The sequence below is a fragment of the Kitasatospora sp. NPDC057904 genome (genome assembly GCF_042887925.1).
Classification (GTDB): domain Bacteria; phylum Actinomycetota; class Actinomycetes; order Streptomycetales; family Streptomycetaceae; genus Kitasatospora.
The window spans coordinates 22,522-42,092 of record NZ_JBHVOL010000033.1; the positions used below are offsets into that span (position 1 = coordinate 22,522).

Consider the following 19,571-nt stretch of genomic DNA (forward strand, 5'->3'; position numbering starts at 1 on the left):
TGGGGTCCCGTCCCGGCCGGCCGGGCGCGCCGGGGTGGTGGCGCGTGCGGCACTGCTGCGTGGGGGAGTTCGTGGTTCCTTGCGGAAGCTCGCGTCGAACGGCCCGGGGCCGTCGGCGGATCGGCGGCGCTCTGGTCAGGCGGCCGGCCGGAGGTGGTGGCGCAGCGCGCCGAGCAGGCGCTCGAAGGCCGCTTCGGCGGTGGCGTCCGGGAAGCGCTCACGGTCCCAGGCGAGGCGGACCAGCAGGTCGTCGCCGTGCGAGGCGGAGACGGCGAGCGGCACCGGCAGGGGGCGCCCGGCGAGGTGGGTCTCGCGGCCGGGGACGCCGGCGAGGGCGAGCGGCGGGCGGCGGTGGAGGTCTTCGAGGGTGAGGAGGCCGTCCAGGGCGCCGTTCCAGCCGGCGCCGGCCGCGCGGGCGGCGCGGACGACCTCGTCGAAGGGGGTATCGGCGTGGTCGAGGTCGTCCCACCAGCCGTCGGCGAGCGCGTCGAGGTCCCCGGTCGGGCCCGGGAGCGCCGGGTGGACGAGGGTGTTGATGAAGCAGCCGAGCGCGGCGGGCGCTCCGGGCGGGCGGCCGCCCCACGGGTAGCCGAGGGCGAGGGGGCGGCTCCGGTCGGGACCGGTCCCGAGCAGGCGGCTCCGGTCGGGGCCCGTCCCGAGCGGGCCGCCGGTGCCGTGCAGGCGGTGGGCGGCCACGGCGACGGCGTCCAGCAGGACGGGGAAGACCGAGCCGCGGACGGCGCCGGGCACGCGTTCGGTGAGCATGCCGGTGGAGTGCGCCGGGCCCGCCTCCGTGGTGGCGAGGCCGCCGAGCCGCTCGCCCCAGTGGGCGTGGGCGGCGGGGGTGGAGGCGGCGCCCTCGGCGGCGAGCTGGCGCTCGACGGCCTCGCGGTAGTCGGCGACGGCTGCCTCGTCGGGGCCGCGGCCGGGCTGGGCGTCCGCCGCGTAGGCGTCCTCCAGTTCGGCCGTGACGACGCCGAGCGACTGCTCGTCGCAGGCCGCGTGGTCGAGCGCGACGGCCAGCAACTCCTCGTCGCCGTCCGGCTCTTCGGCCACCAGCAGGCGCAGCGCCGGTCCGTCGGCCGGCCAGTCGAGGAGGGCCTCGCGCAGCGCCTCGCGGGCGGAGCCGCTGGGGGCCACGGCCACCCGGGCGGCCTCGGCCGACGGTCCGCCGACGCGCAGCACGGGTGTGGCGCGCACGTTCGCGAAGGCGCCGCACAGCGCGGGGTGCCGGGCGGCCACGGTGGTGGCGGCGCGCTGGAGCCGGGGCAGGTCGACGGTGCCGCGCGGGTAGGCGAAGAAGACCGGGACGATCTCCGGGCGGCCGCCGGGGGTGAGCCGGCGGGTGATCAGGAAGCGCCGCTGGGCGCCGGTCAGCGGGAGGAGGGTCTGCGGGGTGTCGGCGGCGATGGCGCGGTAGCGGGCGAGGTAGGCGGCGGTGATGCTGGGGGCACCGGTGGCGGTGCTGGTGGCGTGCACGGAACGGTCTCCGGTCTCCGGGTCTCGGTCTCGGTACGGGTTCAGGGCGTGGGGCTCACGGCCGTGTCGGGCGTCTGCGCCGCCGTCTCCGGAGCGGGCGCGTCGGCCGTCGGCAGGTCGCGCATCCGGAGCAGCGGCGAGAGCAGCAGCGGCACGGGCACGAGCAGGAAGCCCGCCGCGCACAGCCACAGCGCGGTGCGCGGCCCGGCCGTGTCGGCGACGGCGCCCCCGGCGAGCGCGCCGAGCGGCAGTGTGCCCCAGACGAGGAAGCGCATGGTGGCGTTCATCCGGCCGAGTAGGTCGGGCGGGCAGACGGACTGGCGGAAGCTCACCTGGGCGACGTTGTAGGCGACCGCGCCGAACAGCACCACGGCCGAACCGACGCCGAAGAGGACGACGCCGAGGCCGCCGTCGGCCAGCGGCCACAGCACGGCGAACGGTCCGGTGACGACCGGGGCGAGCCAGATCAGGCGGGCCTGCCCGACGCCCCGCGCGAGCGGCCCGGCGCACAGCGCCCCGGCGAGGCCGCCGACGGCGGAGGCCGACAGCAGCACCCCGATGGCGCCGGGCGGGAGGTCGAGCACGCGCACCCAGAACACGGTCTGGACGGCCATCAGCACGGCGGCGAACAGGTTGGAGACGGCGGTGGCGGCGGCGATGACCCGCAGCAGCGGGTGCCCGAGCACGAACCGCACGCCCTCCCCCACCTCGGCGCGCAGCGACTTCCCGGCCACGGGCTCCGGCTGCGGTTCCTCGGCGCGGATCCGGGTGAGCAGCAGCGCGGAGGCCAGGTAGCCGCAGGCGTCGGCGACGATCGCGAGCGGCGCGCCGAGGAGTTGGACGAGTCCGCCGCCGAGTCCGGGCCCGGCGATCTGCGCCGAGGAGCGGACCGTCTCCAGCGCGCCGTTGCCGCCGACGAGGTGCTCGCGCGGCAGGACGGTGGGCAGGAAGGACTGGTGGGCGACGTCGAAGAACACCGTCGCCACGCCGGTGACCAGCGCGACGGCGTAGAGCTGGGCCATCGTCAGCGCGCCGAGCGCGGCGGCCGGCGGGATGGAGCCGACGGCCACGCAGCGCACGACGTCGGCGCGGATCAGCACGGGCAATTTGCGCATCCGGTCGAGCCAGGCCCCGGCGGGCAGGCCGACCAGCAGGAAGGCGGCGGTCTCGGCGGCGGTGAGCAGGCCGACCTGGAAGGGGTCGGCGTCCAGCACCAGCACGGCGACCAACGGGAGGGCGACCAGGGTCACCTGACTGCCCGTCTGGGCCGCGGCGGCGCCCGAAAGCAGGAGCCGGAAGTCTCGGTGACCGAGGAGGCGAGGGCGGGGAGGGGACGGCGTATCGCTCTTCTCGTTCATCAGTACGACTCTCGGTCACCGATTCGACACGCGGCAACCGACGGGTCCGTTTCCGGACGAAGCGATGGCCGGTCCGATCCCGCCACCGCCCCGACCGGCCTTCACGCGCCGCTTATCCGCCCCGCGAACCCGCCCGCAGAGCGCTACCCAGGGGAAACCGGCCCTCCGGTCGGCCGGTCTCCCCCGGCGTGCGCCGTCCAGACCTCCGTCCGAAATGCGGACACACCCTTTCCAGCCATCGGACGAATACGCTCAACTTGGCTGGATCCTGTGAGGTATTGACGTTTGGTCACCTCGGCGTGGTGTCCGCGTGATACGGACCCGTCCGATCGCCACCGCGTCAGAGCGCGGCGCGCAGCCGCTTCTTGTCGGGCTTGCCGACCGCCGTCAGCGGGATCTCGTCCACCACGTGCAGGGCCTCGGGCGCGTACATCCGCCCCTTGCGCGCCGTCACGAACTCCCGTACGTCGTCGAGCTCCGGCCGCCGCCCGGGCGCCGGCACGACGGCGACGTGGACGTGTTCGGCCTCGTCGCGGTCGCGCACGCCGAACACCGCGCACTGGGCGATCGCCGGGTGGGTGACCAGCAGGTCCTCGACGTCGGACGGGTAGACGTGGCCGCCGACCACGATGATCACGTCCTTGAGCCGGTCGGCGAGGTAGAGGTAGCCGTCCTCGTCGACGTAGCCGACGTCCCCGGTGTCGAGCCAGCCGTCGCGCAGCACCGCGGCGGTGAGGTCGGGCCGCTTCCAGTAGCCGGCCATGACGGAGGCCGAGCGCACGTGGATCCCGCCCTGCTCCCCCACCGGCAGGTCGGTGCCGTCGGCCGCGCGGATGGCCACCTCGACGCCCGGGAGCGGGCGGCCCACCGAGATCTGGCCGCCGCGCCCGACGCGGTCGTGCTCGTGCGGGCCGAGGACGGCGATGTTCTGCGCCTCGGACTGCCCGTAGCCGCTCGCCAGCACCGGGCCGAACACCTTGATCGCCTCCCGGATCCGCGTCGGCGAGGCCGCGCAGCCGCCGTAGAGGACCCGGGCCACGCTGGACAGGTCGGTGCGGCCGATCGCCGGGTGGTCGAGCAGCCGGTAGAGCAGCGGTGGCAGGACCCACAGGTCCGTGATGCGCTCGCGCTCGACGGCCGCCAGCACGTCGCCCGGGTCGAACGCGCGCTGGAGGACGACCGAACCGCCGTGGTAGAGCGCAAGGTCGACGAACACCCCGGCGAGGTGGGCGATCGAGGTGGCCGCGAGGAAGCGGGGCGCCTCGCCGGCCCCGTACGGCGACGCGTCGAAGATGCGCCGGTAGGGGCCGTGCAGGCTGCGGATGCCCTTGGGGATGCCGGTGGTGCCGCCGGTGTGGCGGATGCCCCAGTCGTCGTCCGGGCCGATGCGGACCGACGGCGGCTCGGCCTGCTGTGCGGCGGAGGCGGCGACGACGTCCTCGCCGGGCCCGCCCGGCCCCAGCGAGAGGACCGTCGGGACGTCGACCAGGGGCAGCAACTCCTCGGCCACCGGGAAGCGTTCGGCGTCGACGAGCAGCACCGCGGTGTCGGTGCTCGCCACGATCTCGGCCATCGTCGGGGCGCCCATGCCCTCGTACAGGCTGACCAGCCGCGCGCCCGCGAGGCTCGCGGCGTAGCGGGCGCTCATCGCCTCGGCGGTGTTGCCGGTCAGCAGGGTGACGGTGACGCCGCGCACCGCGCCGCGGTCGGCGAGCTCGCGGGCGAGGCGGTAGGTGGCGGCGGCGAAGTCGCCCGCCGTGACGTCCGCGCCGTCGGCGGTGGTGACCGCCCGGCGGGCGGGGTCGGCGGCGAGGGCGCTCAGGATCAGTGCGGGGGCGCTGACGAAGTCCTGCTGGTGCATGACTGCTCCTACCTCACGTTCTTCTGCGGGTCGTTCCTCGGGCTCTTCTCGGGTCCACTGACGCTGTGCAATCGCACCATAACGCCATGTCCCTGCCGGTTTCCCGGAGTTCGCGCACCGGCGCCGGCCGCGTCGGGGGCACGGGTCACCGGGTGAACCGCGCCGCGCCGGAGCCGGCGAGGAGGCCTGCGGGCACGCGCCGGCCGTAGGCGAGGAGCAGCAGCTCCTGGGACCGGCCCTCGACGAGGTCCGCGCCGTCGCCGTACCGCCAGTCCGCGTCGACGGCCCGCAGCCGGACGCCGTCGAGGCGCGCGCCGAAGAAGCGCAGGCCGCGCGGGGTGATCGCGTCGAGCAGGGCGGTGGCGCGCGGGAGTGGGAGGCGGGCCGGGAGGCCGAGCGCCACGGTGATGTCGAGGCCGTGGACGGCGTCGTGCGCCAGGCCCGCGATCCGGCCGCCGACCGGCGGGCGCCACGGGTGGGCGGCATTGCCGCGGAGCGCGGCGGCGATCTCCTGCTCGCTCAAGGCGGCGGCATCGCGGCGGGCCACCCGGTCCGCCATGCGGTGGATCGACCCGCCCGCCCGGACGATCTCCAGCAGGGTGCGGGCTCTGGAGTGGCGGAAGCCGGTGCTCATGTGGGCGGCGACCGCACGGACGGTCCAACCGTCGCACAGCGACGGCGAGTTCCACTGGTCGGCGGTCAAGGAGTCCAGCACGTCGGCGAGTTCCCTGCGCTCAGCCGCGATCTGCTCGCGCAGCCACGCTGGGTCCTGTGCTCGTGACACGGTTTGCATGCACCCAGCCTGCGGGCGGGAGCGTCCGCGCGTCCAAGAGCTGGATCTTCTTCCCGGGATAATCGCAGGTTATGGAACTCCGGCAGCTCACCTACTTCGTCACCGTCGCCCGGGAAGGCAGCTTCACCCGGGCCGCCGAACTGCTGCACGTGAGCCAACCCGGCGTCAGCGCGCAGATCAGGCAGCTGGAGAAGGACCTCGGCCAGCGGCTCCTCGACCGCTCCGGACGCCGCGTCGGCCTGACCCCGGCCGGCGAGGCCGTCCTCCCGCACGCCAGGGCCGCCCTCGCCGCGGCCGGGGAAGCGCGGCGCGCGGCCCAGGAGTTCGGCGGCCTCCAGCGCGGGCACGTCCGGCTCGGGACGGTCTCCGGCGCGGCGCTCCCCGGCTCCGGCGCCCTGCCCTCGCTGCCCGGCCTCGCCACGACGCTCGCCGCGTTCCGCAAGGAACACCCCGGCATCGACCTGTCGCTCGCCGAGAACACCACCCGCCACCTGCTCGCCGAGCTCCGCGCCGGCCGTCTCGACCTGGCCGTCGCCGGACTCCCCGCCCCCGCGAGCGGCCGTCCCGGCGACGACGGCTGGGACACCCTCGCGGGCCTCGCCCTGCACCCGGTCCTGGAGATCCCGCTCGCCGCGGTGCTCCCCCACGACCACCCGCTGGCCGCCGACGGCCCGCTGCCGGTCGCCGAACTCGCCGGCCACGCCCTCGTCAGCACCCCGCACGGCACCGGCCTGCGCACCGCACTGGAACGCGCCTTCGCCGAGGCCGGCGCGACTCCGGCCATCGCCGTCGAGGCCGCCGCCCCGGCCCACCTCCTCGAACTGGCCGCCCACGGCATGGGCGTGGCGGTCCTCCCGACCCCGACCCACTCCCCCGGCCTGCGCGTCCGCCCCCTGACGTCCCCGGTCCCCCTCGCCCGGATCGCCCTGGTCCACCCCACCGACCGCCCGCGCACGGCCCCGACGGCGGCTCTCCTCGCCCACCTCCGGAAGACGTACCCGGGCCTGTGAGAGCCGTGTCCGGGCGGAGGCGCGCGGGTACGGTACCCGCGTGACAGGAACCACGGACACCGTGCTGATCGTGGTGCGCGGGCCGAGCGGCGCCGGCAAGTCCACCGTCGCCGCGCGGCTGCGCGCCGCCTACGGGCGGGGTGTCGCCGTCGTCGCCCAGGACGTCCTCCGCCGGACGGTCCTGCGCGAACGCGACGTCCCCGGCGGGGCGAACATCGGCCTCGTCGAGCTCGTCGCCCGGCACGCGCTCGACCACGGCTACCACGTCGTCGTGGAGGGCATCCTCGCCGCCGACCGCTACGGCCCGATGCTGGCCCGCCTCGCCGCCGACCACCGGGGCCGCACCCGTCTCTACTACCTGGACGTCGAGTTCGACGAGACGGTGCGCCGCCACGCCACCCGCCCGCAGTCCGCCGAGTTCTCCCCCGCCGACATGGCCGAGTGGTACCGGCCCCGGGACCTCCTGCCGGGCGACGTCGAGCGGGTCGTCCCCCAACACAGCACCCTGGACGCCACGGTGGCGCGGATCCTCGCCGACACCGCGCTCACCCCGCCCGGCTGGACTCCCCTCCCCTGAGGCGGCGGCCGACCGGGAGGGGTCCCGGCCGGCCGCCTCTCGCCGGGTCAAACGGGTCGAACGGGTCAGACCGGCAGCGCCTGCCAGTCGCCGAAGGTCGTCGGTGTCGTGCCCGCGCGGAAGTACACGCGGCCGTCCGTGCCGATCGCGAAGACGTGGAGCACGCCGGCGCCGTCGACGACGGCCGACGGGTAGTCGAGGACGGTGCCGCCGAGGTCCTGCCAGGCGCCGTAGCCCGAGTTCGGCGCGGTCTGGGCGGTGGTGCTCACGCCGCCGCCCCGGTTGCGCTCGAACAGGACGACCTGGCCACCGGCCGTGGTCGCGGCGGGCTCGCCGACGCCCAGGTGGCCGCCGAGGGAGGCCGGGGACTGGCTCCACGCGCCGCCGACCTGCGTCTGGTAACTGACCAGCACGGCGCCGGTGCCGGCCTCGCGGTAGGCGAGTTCGATGCGGCCGTCCTGGTCGAGCGCGGCCTTCGGCGGGCCGGCCGGCTGGGCGTTCGGGATCTGGCCCGGGCCCGCGAAGGTGCCGTTCGGCGCGCTCTGCCACCAGCCGAGGATCCCGGTGCGGGTGCTCGCGAACACCTCGATGGCCCCGGTGCCGTTGCGGATCGCGGTGACCGGGTCCTGGACGTCGCTGCCGCCGTGGTCGGCCCACGTGCCCGACCACGCGCCGCCGGGGGCGGTCTGACCGGTGCGGCTGACACCTCCCCCGCCGTTCTTGACGAAGACCTCCAGCCGGCCGTCCTGGTCGTTGGCGACGGCGGGCACGCCGACCTGGTCCTCGTTGCCGAGCCCGGCGTTCGGGTTGCCGTGGTCGGTCCACGAGGACGCCCACGCCCCGTTGGGCGTGAGCTGGGCCAGGGAGACGATGCGGTGGTCGGTCAGCCGGCGGCCGAACACCTGCAGCCGGCCGTCGGCGTTGGTGCCGACCGCGAGGGCCGGGACGAGCCACCCGCCCGGGTCGGCCATCCGCAGCGGGGCGGACCACGTGCCGTCCGCCTGGCGCCAGTTCGTGTAGAGCGCGCCGCTGCGGACGACGAACACCTGCGGCCGGCCGTCCTGGTTGAGCCCCGCCCAGGAGGTGCCCCGCGACCAGCGGTAGTACATCCGGGCGTACCAGGACTGCGAGTAGTTCCCCGAGTGGTCGTGGCTGGCGTACTCGGAGACGAACACGCCCTTGTCGCCGACCGTCGCCGGGTCGAGGTTCACCGGGCCGTCGCCGATGTTGTAGTCCCGGTAGTTCACCTGGATCAGCTGACCGCCGTACTTGGCGGCCGCGAGCCCCGCGAACCGCGCGGCGGCCACGTGGTCCCCGTGGTCGGCGGAGTAGCGGTTGTCCGGGAGGTCGTCCTGGGCCCGGAGCACGGTGGGCTGGTACGTCACCATGATCTGCCGCAGCACCTCGACCACGTCCGCGGCCGTGAAGGTGGAAGGACCGGTCATCGGGCTGCCGACGGGGACGACCGTGGTGTCCGTGGCGCCGCCCAGGACACCGGCGAGCTGGGCGTCGTGCAGGTTCATGAAGACGAGGTGCACCGGCCGGTCCTTGAGGACGTACCGCTCGACCTGCTTGCCCGCGACCGTCCACGCCTCGGCCGTCCAGTGCCCCACCTCGTCGGTCGACGGGTCGGTGTCGCCGACGCCGGTCATCCGCGAGTAGGCGTTGATCGCGCCCATCTGCCGGTTCCAGGTGCGCAGCGGCTCGCCGGCCGGGTCCCAGCAGACGGTGGGGCACGGGTCGCCGGTCCCGTTGCCGGCGGTGACGAACACCGTGACCGACGGCGTGCCGTTGGCGAGCGAGTTGGACAGGTCCGGGTTCATGAACAGGATGTCGTCGTCCTCGTGCGCGACGACCTGCATGAACAGCGGCCCGGAGCCGGCGGCCGGGGCGGCCGTGCTGCCCGCCGCCGCGGCCGCGCGGGTCGCGGTGCCCTTGGCCAGCACGGGCACGGCCAGGGCGGTGAGTGCTATGGAGGACAGGAGTTGCCGTCGTCCGATTGCCATGTGATCCCCCCAGGATCGAGATCGGCATGCGGTCATGCCAGGGGGGAGGCTAGCGCACAGAGGGTTGACGGGACGTCAACGGCGAGGCGGTTTTGCCTCAGGGGTAGCGGAGGTACTGGTAGGTGCAGGCGCCCTGGGTGACGGTGCCCGTGATCGTCCACCCTGCAGGGACGGGGTAGCCGTAGACGCGCCCGCCGGGCATCCAGCACACGACGTAGGCGGTGGCCCCGGCGCCGTGCGCGGCGCCGCCGAGGTAGGAGACCTGGGCGGTCTGGCCGTCGAGCGAGGCCCCGACGAGGACCCAGCCGGCCGGGACGGTGGTGTTGGCGAGGACGGCCACCCGGGCTCGGTAGGGGGCGCCGCCGAGGTACTCGATGAGCTTGTCGTGGACGGCCGTGTTGATGCCGACCACCGCCCAGCCGGCCGGGACCGGGTTGTACTGGGGGATGCGCATCTGCGTCCCGAACGGCGGGTTCACGACGCGGGCGGCCGGGGCCGCGACGGTGGCGGGGGCGGCTCCGGCAACGGTGGCGGACCCGAGGAGGGCGGCGAGGGCGGCCGCGCAGGAAACGAGGGCGGAGGTTCTTCGGCGCATGGTGGGGCTCCTCTTCATCGACGGAGGGCGCGTGGTGCACGGTTCACGCTCCGCCCCGGCGCCGCCCGCCGTCAACGCCGTCCGCCCCCTTCCCCAGGGCGCAGAGGGGCACGCGGAGGCGGACTGCTGTCGACGTGTCACGCCCCCGCGATTCGGCACTCCTCCCTTCATTACTGCCTGGATCAGTACTGCTTTTCGATCAGCCGCCGGGCCGCGACCAGCGCCCCGTCCGTCCGGACCCGGCCGGCCAGTTCCCGGGCCTTCTCGATGGTCCGCGGAGCCAGGGCCCGCCGCAGCTCCGCCGTCAGGGAGTCGGCCGTCAGCTCGCCGCCCGGGTGCGCGGCGCCGATGTGGAGCTGCTCGACGCGCTGGGCGAAGTAGAACTGATCGAACATCTGCGGCACGACGACCTGCGGCGCGCCGGCCCCGGCGGCCGCGGTCGTCGTGCCCGCCCCGCCGTGGTGCACGACCGCGGCGACCCGCCGGAACAGCGCCTGCTGGTTCACCTCGCCGATCACCAGGCAGTCGGGCGCGGCCAGGTCCGCGGCCAGGTCGGCCCAGCCCCGGGCGAGGATCACGCGACGGCCGAGGACGCGGGCGGCGGCGAGCATGGTCCGGGCCGCGTCCTCGGGCGCCCGGACGCTGCCGAAGCCGACGTAGACGGGAGGTTCACCGGCGTCGAGGAACGCCGTCAGCTCGGCCGGGAGCGGGCGGTCGTCCGCCAGGGTCCACGCCCCGGTCTGCCGGACGTCCAGCTCCGACCGCCCGGGCCACGGCGCCAGCGTCGGATCGGCGGCGAGCCACGGGGTGCCGGTGAAGACGTGCCGGCTGACGTCGCCGATCGGGCCGAGGCCGACGGCCTCCCGCTGGACGTTGAGCGCCGCACCCCACATGACGTTCCAGCGGTGGGCGTCGCGGTCCCACAGCGTCCGGTTGTCGACGCTCCCGTCCGCCGGCTTCTCGCCGAGCATCCCGAAGACGGGCGGCGCGTGGTGCGGCGACGGCAGCGTGATGGGCGCGAACGCGGCGTAGACGTAGCCGGCGCCCCGCTGTTCGGCGACCGAGCGCGCCGCGACGGCCAGCGCGCCGCCGCCCACGATCACGTCGCACCCCTCGGCCGCCGTGCCCACGGCCTTGAACTGGTCGGCCACCGTGCTCTCGATCATCCGCCGCCGCTGCTCGGGCGTGGGCACCTGCCCGGCCGGCCGCTTCGCCGTCCCGTGCAGCAGCGGGCCCACCGGTACGTACTCGATCCCCAGCGACCGCGCCCACTCCTCGAAGTCGGGCGGCGCGCACACCACGGCCTCTTGACCCAGCTCCAGCAACCGCAGCGCCAGTGCGACCACCGGTTGCGCCTCGCCCCGCGAGCCGATCGTGGACAACAGCACCCGCATGTTCGTCACTTCCCGTCCGTCCGCCGCGTCCCGTCACGCGGAGGTCCATCTTCGCCCGATATGGGGGCCTTGCGGCAAGATCCCCCGTGCGGTATACCGTGGAACGGGAGGGGAAACGGGCGACCCCACGCCTGCGCGCCGGAAATTCCCGCGACATCGTGCGCGTACGGGTGTTAGCTTCCGCCCCATGCAACCCCTGAACGAGACCGAGATCCGCGAATCCTTCGTCAACTGCTCCAAGGGCGAGGCCCGCCGGCTCAACCTCCCCCGGGGGCTGGCCGAACTCCCGTGGGAGCAGCTGGACTTCCTCGGCTGGCGGGATCCGGGCGCGCCCGACCGCGCCTACCTGGTGGCCCACCACGGCGGCGAGCTCGTCGGCGTCACCCTGCGGGTGCCGTCGGTGCGCCGCAGCCTCACCAAGAGCAACGTGTGCTCGTTGTGCGTCACCGCCCACGCCGGTTCCGGCGTCGCGCTGCTGGCCGCCCGCCGGGCCGGCGCCGCCGGGCGCGAGGGCAACTCCGTCGGCAGCTACATCTGCGCCGACCTGGCCTGCTCGCTGTACGTGCGCGGACTCAAGAAGTCGACGCTGGTGACGCGTCCCAACGAGTCGCTGCCGGTGGAGGAGCAGATCGTCCGCACGGTGGGCAATCTCGACGCCTTCCTCGCGAAGGTGCTCACCGACTCCGTCGCGTAGTACCCACGGCGTAGGCCCCGGCGCCGACCGCGAGAACGGCGGCGCCGGCGGCCACCGATGACGGCGGCAGCGCGAACGCCAGCACCAGGCAGCCCGCGAGGCCGACCACCGGGACGGCCCGCGGCGGGCGGCCTTCGGCCCTGGTCAGCGTCCAGGCGGAGGCATTGGCGATCGCGTAGTAGGCGAGCACGCCGAAGGACGAGAAGCCGATCGCCCCGCGCAGGTCCGCCGTCGCCGCGACGGCCGCCACCACGGCCCCCACCGCGAGCTCCGCCCGGTGCGGCACCCGGAAGCGCGGGTGGACCGCCGCCAGCGCGTGCGGCAGGTGGCGGTCGCGCGCCATCGCGAGCGTCGTCCGGGAGACCCCGAGGATCAGCGCCAGCAGCGAGCCGAGCGCCGCCACGGCCGCGCCCGCCCGCACCACCGGGGCCAGCCACGCGGCACCGGCCGCCCGTACCGCCTCCGAGAGCGGCGCACCCGCGGCGGCCAGCCGTTCGGGCCCGAGCACCGCCAGGACGGCGGCCGCGACCAGCGCGTACACGACGAGCGTGATGCCGAGGGCCAGCGGGATCGCCCGGGGGATCGTGCGGGCCGGGTCGCGGACCTCCTCCCCGAGGGTGGCGATCCGGGCGTAGCCGGCGAACGCGAAGAACAACAGTCCCGCGGCCTGCACCACCCCGTGGAACGACGCGTCCGCACCGAGGCCGAGCCGGGCCGCGTCCGCGCCACCGGACGTCAGGGCCGCCACGACAACGGCCGCGAGCACCGCGAGCACCACGGCGACGACCGCCCGGGTGAACCACGCGGACTTCTGCACACCGCCGTAGTTCACCGCCGTGAGCGCCACGACGGCCGCCACCGCCACGGCGTGCTCCTGCCCCGGCCAGACGTAGCCGCCCACCGTCAGCGCCATCGCCGCGCACGACGCGGTCTTGCCGACGACGAACCCCCACCCGGCCAGGTAGCCCCAGAACTCGCCCAGCCGCTCCCGCCCGTACACGTACGTCCCGCCGGACTGCGGGTATCGGGCCGCGAGCCGGGCGGACGACGTCGCGTTGCAGTACGCCACCACGGCCGCGAGCACGAGCCCGGGAAGCAGTCCGGACCCCGCGGCACCGGCAGCCGGGGCGAGGGCGGCGAAGATGCCCGCCCCGATCATCGAGCCGAGGCCGATCACGACGGCGTCGAACGTGCCGAGCCGCCGCCCGAGCCCGTCCGGGGCGTGATCTGTCGACGGTTGTCCCACGGTGCTCCCCTGTCCGCCCCCGGCTCCGGCTCCGGGGGGCGAGCGTCAGCCGACGGGCTTGCCGTCCCGGCGGATGACCTGCGGGAGCAGGCCGTCGACCTCGCCGGCGATCGCGTCGAGCAGATCGGTGCCGAACACGCAGAGGGACTTCTCCGACGGGTGCCCGAAGACGCCGAAGCGGAAGTCCTCGGCGAGCTGGACGGAGTGGTTCCCGTCCGGGTACGGGCTCAGCGGCCACCCCTGCCACGGCTGCCCCTCGACGACGCGAGGCGTGGCCGCGCCGTCCGGCACGAGGTCCGGGCGCAGCCGGTAGGACGCGTGCGGCTGGTCGAGGAGCCAGAGCGCCTCGCCGGGCCGGCAACATCGCGCGAGCCCGTCCTGCACCACGCCGACGAGCCGGTCGAGCTTCCGGTACCCCGGGTCGTCGTCCAGCGCGTCGAGGCTCCACGTCACCGAGGACGCGGGCTCCGAGATGCCGGGAATGACGGACGTGTCGGGTCGGAAGTCGAACGCGGCCTGGAATCGGTTCCAGATCTCGCCGTGCTCGGAGTCGTTGAGTCGCCGCAGGGCCTCGGTGGTCATGGGGGTGAACTTATCAAGGACCGACCCCCCTGTTGCCACCCCTGCATGTGTCCGCAACCCGTCCCGGATTTCTCTCATAGAACCTGGTCAGCGAACGTGTGTACGCCTGCGGCACTTCACGGTACGGTGGCCGCGCCCGCGGTCTGCCGACGGCCGCTCCCCTGCGGCCCGCCTGACGGCAAATCCGGTCGCGACGGGCCCTGCGGGCTGGCATGGTGACGGCCATGGATACTGCCTGCTGAGCCCACGACCATCAACATCGTTCCATCAATGGGTAGTTGGCCACCTGGTCCCGGACGCCCGACCACTCGCTCAACCGCCTGCCGCCGTTCCTCCAGGGCACGGACCATTCGCACGACGTGCTCGACTGACCGGGAGTGTCCTCACATGTCGCTGGAATATGAAGCGTTCGTCGACCGGGCCACCGCCGATCCGGACGTCGTCGGCCTCGTCCTCAAGGGCTCCCACGCCCATGAGAGCACGGCCACCGAACGCTCCGACCACGACGTGTACCTCGTCCTCGCCGACGACGCCACCACCGGCCTGGCCGACCTCGACGGTCACCGCTCCGCCGCCCTGGACGTCGTCGTCACGACGGTCGACGGCCTGCGCCACCGGCACCCCTTCGAGCGCTACGCCCTCGCGCGGGCCCGCGTCCTGCTCGACCGGACCGCCGGCCGCACGATCACCGCGATCATCGCCGCGATGGGCCGACTCGACGCCGGCGAGGCCCGTGCGGCCGCCGCCGACCGGCTGGACGCCTACGCCAACTGGCTCTACCGCTCGGTCAAGAACGCCCGCGACGGCCTGGACCTCGCCGCGCACCTGGACGCCGCCGAGAGCGTCGGGCACCTCCTGGAGCTGCTCTTCGTGCTCGACCGCCGCCCCCGCCCGTACAACAAGTACCTCGCGTGGGAGCTGGCGAGGCACCCGCTGCCCGGCTGGGACACCGACGAGCTCCTGAGCGCCATCGGGCGCATCCAGCGAACCGGCGATGTGCCCTCGCAGCAGCACCTCTTCGCCCGCGTGGAGGCGGTGGCCCGGGCCGCCGGACACGGCCCGACGCTCGACGCGTGGGGCGAGGACCTGCGGCTGATGCGCCCGGCCGACCGACTCACCCGCCGCCCTGGTCGGTGACGGCCGGGAGCCGGAGGTGGAGCTCGATGTCGCCGTAGCCGTCGACGTGGGTCTGGAGGACCGCCTTTGCCTTCCCCCACCTGCCACTCCACGGTCCCACCGGAGTCGGAGGAGTGCAGTTCGTCCACGCCCTATCGGCCCGCGCCGACAGCCGGGCCCAGTGGCCGGGCCCGGCCTCACGTCGGCGGCGCAGCTCCCGTCCGGATCATGCCCCGGGCTGCTCCGAGCGGGCCTGGAACGGGCAGCGCCACTCCCCGTCCGTCGCCATCCCGGAGTACTGGCGCGCCTCGGAGGACTCGCCGAACTCGGCGAGGTTCGGGTTGATCGAGTCCTGGAGGCGCAGTTCGCGCTCGCGGATGCGGCGCTGGAGGCCGCCGTAGACGCCGTTCTCCACGAGGCGCTTGAACTGGTGGTGCGAGTTGAACGCCAGCGCGGGGAAGGCGAACCGCCGGGTGATCCGCGACGCGTTCTCGTGCAGGCCGACGATGAAGAAGGGGTGGCCGGCGATGCTGAAGCCGAACGACGGGGATTCCGGGTCCGGATTGGCTCCCTCCGCCCAGGGGTAGCCGCTGTCGGCGTCGAGGGCGTGGAGGTCGGCGAGCTGGCGCCACAGCAGGGCGTGGAATTCGGGCTCGGGGAGGCCTGACGGGCCGTCGAAGACGGCGACGATCGACGCGAAGTTCTGGTCGGGGCCCAGGTCGTGGGTGACGAAGTCGACCAGGGCGTCGTGCAGCGCCTCGGTGGTCGCGGCCTCGCCCATGGGTCCCACCTGGATGGGGCGCAGGCTCTCGCGGCGCAGCGCCGCCTTGGCCCCCAGGCAGGAGAAGTCCTCGCTCTCGATCCAGGCGGTCAGTTGCCGGTGGATGGATGTGGTGGTCATCGGTATCTCCTCATAACGAATGATGGATCATGGGGGCCGGGGCTCAGAACCGCTCCATCCGGGCCGCCACCGCACGCGCGCTGCCCGCCGCCACCAGGTCGGAGGCGCGCAGGCGCCAGCCGTGCCGCTTCATCGCCCCGCTGACGCGCAGGGCGACCAGCGAGTCGCCGCCGCGGGCGAGGAAGTCGTCGTCGGGGCCGAAGTCGGGCGCGCGGAGTAGCGTGCGGACGAGGTCCAGCAGGAGCGAGAGTTCGGAGGCCTGGGCGGTGTGTGCGACGACGTCGGGCTCCGGACCGGCGACCGTCGTAGCTGTCGCAGCGGCCGCGACGGCCCGGCGGTCGATCTTGCCCGAGGGGGTGAGCGGCAGCCGGTCCCGGACGAGGATCAGGCCGGGCACCATGTGCCGGGGCAGGCGCGCCCGCAGGTGGTCGCGGATCCCGTCGGCCGTCGGGCCGTCCGGACCGACCGAGACGGCGGCGGCGAGCGTCCGTCCACCCGTCCCCGTCCCGTCGTCGATCGCCACGGCGGCGGCGGCCGTGACGCCGGGCGTGTCGAGCAGGTGCCGGTCCACCTCGTCGAGCTCGATGCGGTGGCCGCGCACCTTGACCTGGTTGTCGAGGCGGCCGAGGAACTCGACGGCGCCGTCCGGGTGGCGCAGCACGAGGTCGCCGGTGCGGTACATGCGGGCGTCGTCGACGGCCGAGAACGGGTCGGGGCGGAAGTTCTCGGCGGTGCGCGAAGGGTCGTCGAGGTAGCCGTCGGCGAGCGGGGTGCCGCCGATCCAGAGTTCGCCGGGCGCGCCGGGCTCGGCCGGGCGCCGGTCGGCGTCGAGGATGTGGAGCCGCCGGTCGCCGACGGGGCCGCCGATGGGCAGGCCGGTGGTGGTCGGCAGCGGGTCGTTGGGGCGCAGGACGAGGGCGGTGCAGGTGATGACGGTCTCGGTCGGCCCGTAGCCGTTGACGAGCGTGCAGTGGCCGAGCGGTCCGGCGCGGTGGGCGTGGACGTCGCTGGTGCCGGCGCTCTCCCCGCCGATGACGACGGTACGGACACCGGCGAAGGACACGTCCGAGCCCTGCATCTCCGCGCACAGCAGACGCCAGTAGGCCGTGGGGAGTTGCAGCATCGAGACGTCCAACTCGCGAGCACGGGAAGCCAGTTCGACGGACGGTAGCGCCCGATCAGCGGAGTCCAGGAACGCCACGGTCCCGCCGACGGCGAGCGTGGGCCAGATCTCCTCCTGCGCGACGTCGAACCCGAGCCCCGCGAACTGCAGTACGGTGTCGGCGGGTTGGAGCCCGAGCAGGTCCGCGACGCCCTGCGCGTGCGCGGCGAGCGCGTCCTGCCCGACGAGCACGCCCTTCGGGGTGCCGGTCGAGCCGGAGGTGTAGATGGCGTACGCCGCCCGGTCGGCGAGGCGTCCGACGTTCAGCTGCGCCGCCGTGCCCGCGTCCGCTCCGGCGAGCGCGCGCGGGCCGTCGGCGTCGACGAGGGCCCGGGCCCCGGATCTGCTCAGCAGCCGGTCCCGGTACTCGTCGGGCACGGCCGCGGCCATCGGCAGGAAGGCCGCTCCGGCGAGCCAGCTCGCGAGCATGGCGACGACGACGCCGGGGCCGGAGGGCAGCCGGATGCCGACGAGGTCGCCGGGTCCGATGCCCAGGGCCGACAGCTCGGCGCCCGTCTTCTGTGCGCGCTCCCAGAGTTCGGCGTAGGTCGTGTCGGCGCGGGTGGTGCGGAGGGCAACGCAGGAACGGACGGCGGGGTCGGCGGACTCGGCCCGCGCTCGGATCCGGTCGGCGATCCACGGTGGGGAGGGAAAGGAAGTCATCGGGTACCCGGCTCGGAAGTCTGGAGGTTCGACGGGGGTGTGGCAGGCAGGGCGGGCTGCGGTTCGAGGCGCCGTCGCCCCGCCATGACGACCACGAAGCCCACGCCGCCGCACAGCGCCGCGAAGGCGTACGCCGCGTGCGCGCCGAAGGAGTCGGCGAGGTGGCCGCTGGCCGAGGAGCCGACCGCCACCCCGAGCCAGAGGGCCGTGGACTGCCAGGCCATCGCCTCGGTCCGGCGGGAGGCGGGAACGCCCTCCCCGACCAGCATCATCGCGGCGATCATCGCCGGGCAGGAGCTCGCCCCGGCCACCAGCAGCACGATCCCGGCGGCGAGGAAGCTGTGCACGAGGAGCATCGGCAGGATGCCGACGGCCATGATGACGGTCGAGACGCGGAGGATCTGCGCCAGCGGCGCCGGCCATTCCCGCGCGCCGTACACGACGCCGGCCACGGAGCTCCCGATCGCGTAGATCCCGAGCAGCACGCCCGCCATGAAGTTCTGTTCCTCGGCGCCGGAGAAGGCGACGGTGGCCATGTCGACCGAGCCCCACATGCCGCCGAAGCACAGGTTCACGCCCGCGACGACGGCGACCGGCCCGAGGAACAGGGCGCTGCCCGTGACACGGTTGCCGGGCCGCCGCCGGGGCTCGGTCCGGCCGCTGAGCGACAGCAGGACGCTGCCGCCGCACACGAGGACGAGGGAGCCGATGATGCCCGCGGTCGGGTTCACACCGACGGCGAGGGAGGTCGCGACGACCGGGCCGGCGATGAAGATGACCTCGTCGACCAGCGATTCGAGCGCGAACGCCGTCCCCTTGAGCGGCGAGCTCTCCAGCAGTCCGCTCCACCGCGCCCGCACCATCGAGCCGATCGCGGGCGTGGCCGCGCCCATCACGGCCGCCGTCACGAACAGCGTCCACAGCGGCATGCCGGTGTGCAGCGCGCTCACGACGAACGCACTGCCGCTGACGCCACACACCGCCGCGCAGGACAGCAGGACCCTCCGCTGCCCCACCCGGTCGGCCAGGCGCGCCAGCTGCGGTGCGGCGACGGCGTACCCGATCGCGGCGAGGGCCGACAGGGCGCCCGCGGTGCCGTAGTCGTGCCGCGTCTCGGAGACGAAGAGCAGGATGCTGATCCCGGTCATCCCGATCGGGAACCTGGCGAGCATCCCGGGGATGAAGAACCCCCACGCGCCGGGCGTGGACAGCGCCTTCCGGTAGCGGTCGATCCCGAGCGTCACGGCGTCGGCCCGGCGGCGACGCCGGTGACGAACGCCGCGATCAGCCGGGTGAGCGCGTCCGGCTCCTCGAACTGGACGGCGTGGCCGGTGTCGAGCTCGTGCACCTCCAGGTCCGGGTGCGCTTCGAGGAAGGCGCGCACGCGGGCGTTGTCGACGAGCTTGTCGCGCCGGCCGAAGACGGCCCGCACCGGCAGCCGCCCGATCCGGGCGTAGTCCTTCTCGGAGGCGACGGCGATCTCCTCCCAGGAGTCGACCGTGCCGACGGTGACGTGCCCGAGCTTGAGCCGGTCGGCGTCGATGGCGGCGAGCCAGTCCGCGTCGTCGGTGAAGTCGCCGGGGCGCAGCGGGATCTTGATGAACGGGCGGCTCGGTTCGACGCCGAGGTCGAGCACCTCGACGACGTCGAGGGCGGCGTCGATGGAGCGGTCGAGGACGTCGTTGTACCGCTCGTTGAAGAAGAAGCCGGGGCAGACCATCAGCAGGCTCGCGAGAACGGTGCGCTCGGCGAGGCGGGCCGCGACGACGGTCGCCACCTGGGCGCCGAAGCACCAGCCGGCCAGGTGGATCCTGGTCCCGGGGCGGGCCGCCCGGATGCTGTCGAGGAGGCGGGCGACGTCCTCGACAGCCAGGTCCCCGGCGGGGATGTGTCCGCGCACGGCGTTGAGCCCGGAGCCGCGCAGGTCGACGGCGAGGAAGGCCACGCCGGCGCCGAGTTCGGCGAGCCGGGTGCCGAGGGGCGCCTGCCAGCCGGAGTGGCTCATGCCGCCGTGCAGCATGACGACGAGGTCGGGGGCGGTCTCGGCGCCCCACACCCGGTAGTGGGTGAGGTAGCCGTCCGGCTGCTCGAAGGTGCGCACGCCTTCCTGGGCGCTCTGGTCGATCGTTGTCAC

General features: G+C 74.5%; 17 protein-coding genes. 4 read left to right on the forward strand and 13 right to left on the reverse strand.

Features of this window, described 5'->3' with window-relative positions:
* Positions 1-135 precede the first annotated feature (135 nt).
* The 4 genes from ACFVSN_RS41215 to ACFVSN_RS41230 form a co-directional block, all read right to left on the reverse strand.
* On the reverse strand, positions 136-1,479 hold the full coding sequence (locus tag ACFVSN_RS41215; protein WP_387958622.1) for a non-ribosomal peptide synthetase: 1,344 nt from the start codon (positions 1,477-1,479) through the stop codon (positions 136-138).
* 41 nt (positions 1,480-1,520) lie between these two features.
* The gene (locus ACFVSN_RS41220) at positions 1,521-2,837 is read right to left on the reverse strand and encodes an MFS transporter (RefSeq protein ID WP_387958624.1); all 1,317 of its coding nucleotides are present in this window, start codon (positions 2,835-2,837) and stop codon (positions 1,521-1,523) included.
* A gap of 340 nt (positions 2,838-3,177) precedes the next feature.
* Positions 3,178-4,698 (reverse strand): AMP-binding protein, encoded by a 1,521-nt coding sequence (locus ACFVSN_RS41225; protein WP_387958626.1) that lies wholly within the window; start codon positions 4,696-4,698, stop codon positions 3,178-3,180.
* Positions 4,699-4,843: 145 nt separating this feature from the next.
* Positions 4,844-5,482 carry a maleylpyruvate isomerase family mycothiol-dependent enzyme gene (locus tag ACFVSN_RS41230; protein WP_387958628.1) on the reverse strand — a complete coding sequence of 213 codons (639 nt, stop codon included), beginning with the start codon at positions 5,480-5,482 and terminating at the stop codon, positions 4,844-4,846.
* Between the two features lie 80 nt (positions 5,483-5,562).
* On the opposite strand from ACFVSN_RS41230, the gene ACFVSN_RS41235 reads away from it, so the two are divergent.
* A complete protein-coding gene (locus ACFVSN_RS41235; protein WP_387958630.1) occupies positions 5,563-6,501 on the forward strand; it encodes a LysR family transcriptional regulator in 939 nt (312 codons plus the stop codon).
* 40 nt (positions 6,502-6,541) lie between these two features.
* Positions 6,542-7,078 (forward strand): kinase, encoded by a 537-nt coding sequence (locus tag ACFVSN_RS41240; RefSeq protein WP_387958632.1) that lies wholly within the window; start codon positions 6,542-6,544, stop codon positions 7,076-7,078.
* Between the two features lie 65 nt (positions 7,079-7,143).
* On the opposite strand, the gene ACFVSN_RS41245 is transcribed toward ACFVSN_RS41240, so the two are convergent.
* The 3 genes from ACFVSN_RS41245 to ACFVSN_RS41255 form a co-directional block, all read right to left on the reverse strand.
* Positions 7,144-9,084 carry a PIG-L family deacetylase gene (locus ACFVSN_RS41245; protein WP_387958634.1) on the reverse strand — a complete coding sequence of 647 codons (1,941 nt, stop codon included), beginning with the start codon at positions 9,082-9,084 and terminating at the stop codon, positions 7,144-7,146.
* Positions 9,085-9,181: 97 nt separating this feature from the next.
* Positions 9,182-9,679: a hypothetical protein gene (locus ACFVSN_RS41250; RefSeq protein WP_387958636.1), complete on the reverse strand. Its 498-nt coding sequence runs from the start codon at positions 9,677-9,679 to the stop codon at positions 9,182-9,184.
* Between the two features lie 182 nt (positions 9,680-9,861).
* Positions 9,862-11,073, reverse strand: a complete 1,212-nt coding sequence (locus tag ACFVSN_RS41255; protein WP_387958703.1) for a glycosyltransferase — start codon at positions 11,071-11,073, stop codon at positions 9,862-9,864.
* 187 nt (positions 11,074-11,260) lie between these two features.
* On the opposite strand from ACFVSN_RS41255, the gene ACFVSN_RS41260 reads away from it, so the two are divergent.
* The gene (locus ACFVSN_RS41260; RefSeq protein WP_380445822.1) at positions 11,261-11,767 is read left to right on the forward strand and encodes an FBP domain-containing protein; all 507 of its coding nucleotides are present in this window, start codon (positions 11,261-11,263) and stop codon (positions 11,765-11,767) included.
* Here the strand turns inward: ACFVSN_RS41260 and ACFVSN_RS41265 are convergent.
* Together ACFVSN_RS41265 and ACFVSN_RS41270 are read right to left on the reverse strand one after the other, a co-directional pair.
* Positions 11,748-13,013: an APC family permease gene (locus ACFVSN_RS41265; protein ID WP_387958638.1), complete on the reverse strand. Its 1,266-nt coding sequence runs from the start codon at positions 13,011-13,013 to the stop codon at positions 11,748-11,750. The genes ACFVSN_RS41260 and ACFVSN_RS41265 overlap by 20 nt on opposite strands.
* 45 nt (positions 13,014-13,058) lie before the next feature.
* Positions 13,059-13,595, reverse strand: a complete 537-nt coding sequence (locus ACFVSN_RS41270) for a DUF2716 domain-containing protein (RefSeq protein WP_387958640.1) — start codon at positions 13,593-13,595, stop codon at positions 13,059-13,061.
* 387 nt (positions 13,596-13,982) lie between these two features.
* Between ACFVSN_RS41270 and ACFVSN_RS41275 the strand changes: the two genes are divergently transcribed.
* A complete protein-coding gene (locus tag ACFVSN_RS41275; RefSeq protein ID WP_387958641.1) occupies positions 13,983-14,732 on the forward strand; it encodes a hypothetical protein in 750 nt (249 codons plus the stop codon).
* A 205-nt stretch (positions 14,733-14,937) separates the two neighbouring features.
* On the opposite strand, the gene gntA is transcribed toward ACFVSN_RS41275, so the two are convergent.
* Genes gntA through ACFVSN_RS41295 form a run of 4 tightly spaced genes read right to left on the reverse strand, consistent with a single transcriptional unit; the run spans position 14,938 to position 19,571 of the window.
* A complete protein-coding gene (gene gntA / locus ACFVSN_RS41280; RefSeq protein ID WP_387588767.1) occupies positions 14,938-15,612 on the reverse strand; it encodes a guanitoxin biosynthesis heme-dependent pre-guanitoxin N-hydroxylase GntA in 675 nt (224 codons plus the stop codon).
* 43 nt (positions 15,613-15,655) lie between these two features.
* Positions 15,656-17,437: a non-ribosomal peptide synthetase gene (locus tag ACFVSN_RS41285; protein ID WP_387958643.1), complete on the reverse strand. Its 1,782-nt coding sequence runs from the start codon at positions 17,435-17,437 to the stop codon at positions 15,656-15,658.
* Complete coding sequence (locus ACFVSN_RS41290; protein WP_387958645.1) at positions 17,434-18,681, reverse strand: MFS transporter; 1,248 nt, start codon at positions 18,679-18,681, stop codon at positions 17,434-17,436. Before ACFVSN_RS41290 ends, ACFVSN_RS41285 begins: the two co-directional genes overlap by 4 nt.
* Positions 18,678-19,571, reverse strand: a complete 894-nt coding sequence (locus ACFVSN_RS41295) for an alpha/beta fold hydrolase (RefSeq protein WP_387958647.1) — start codon at positions 19,569-19,571, stop codon at positions 18,678-18,680. The genes ACFVSN_RS41290 and ACFVSN_RS41295 overlap by 4 nt, the downstream gene beginning before the upstream one ends.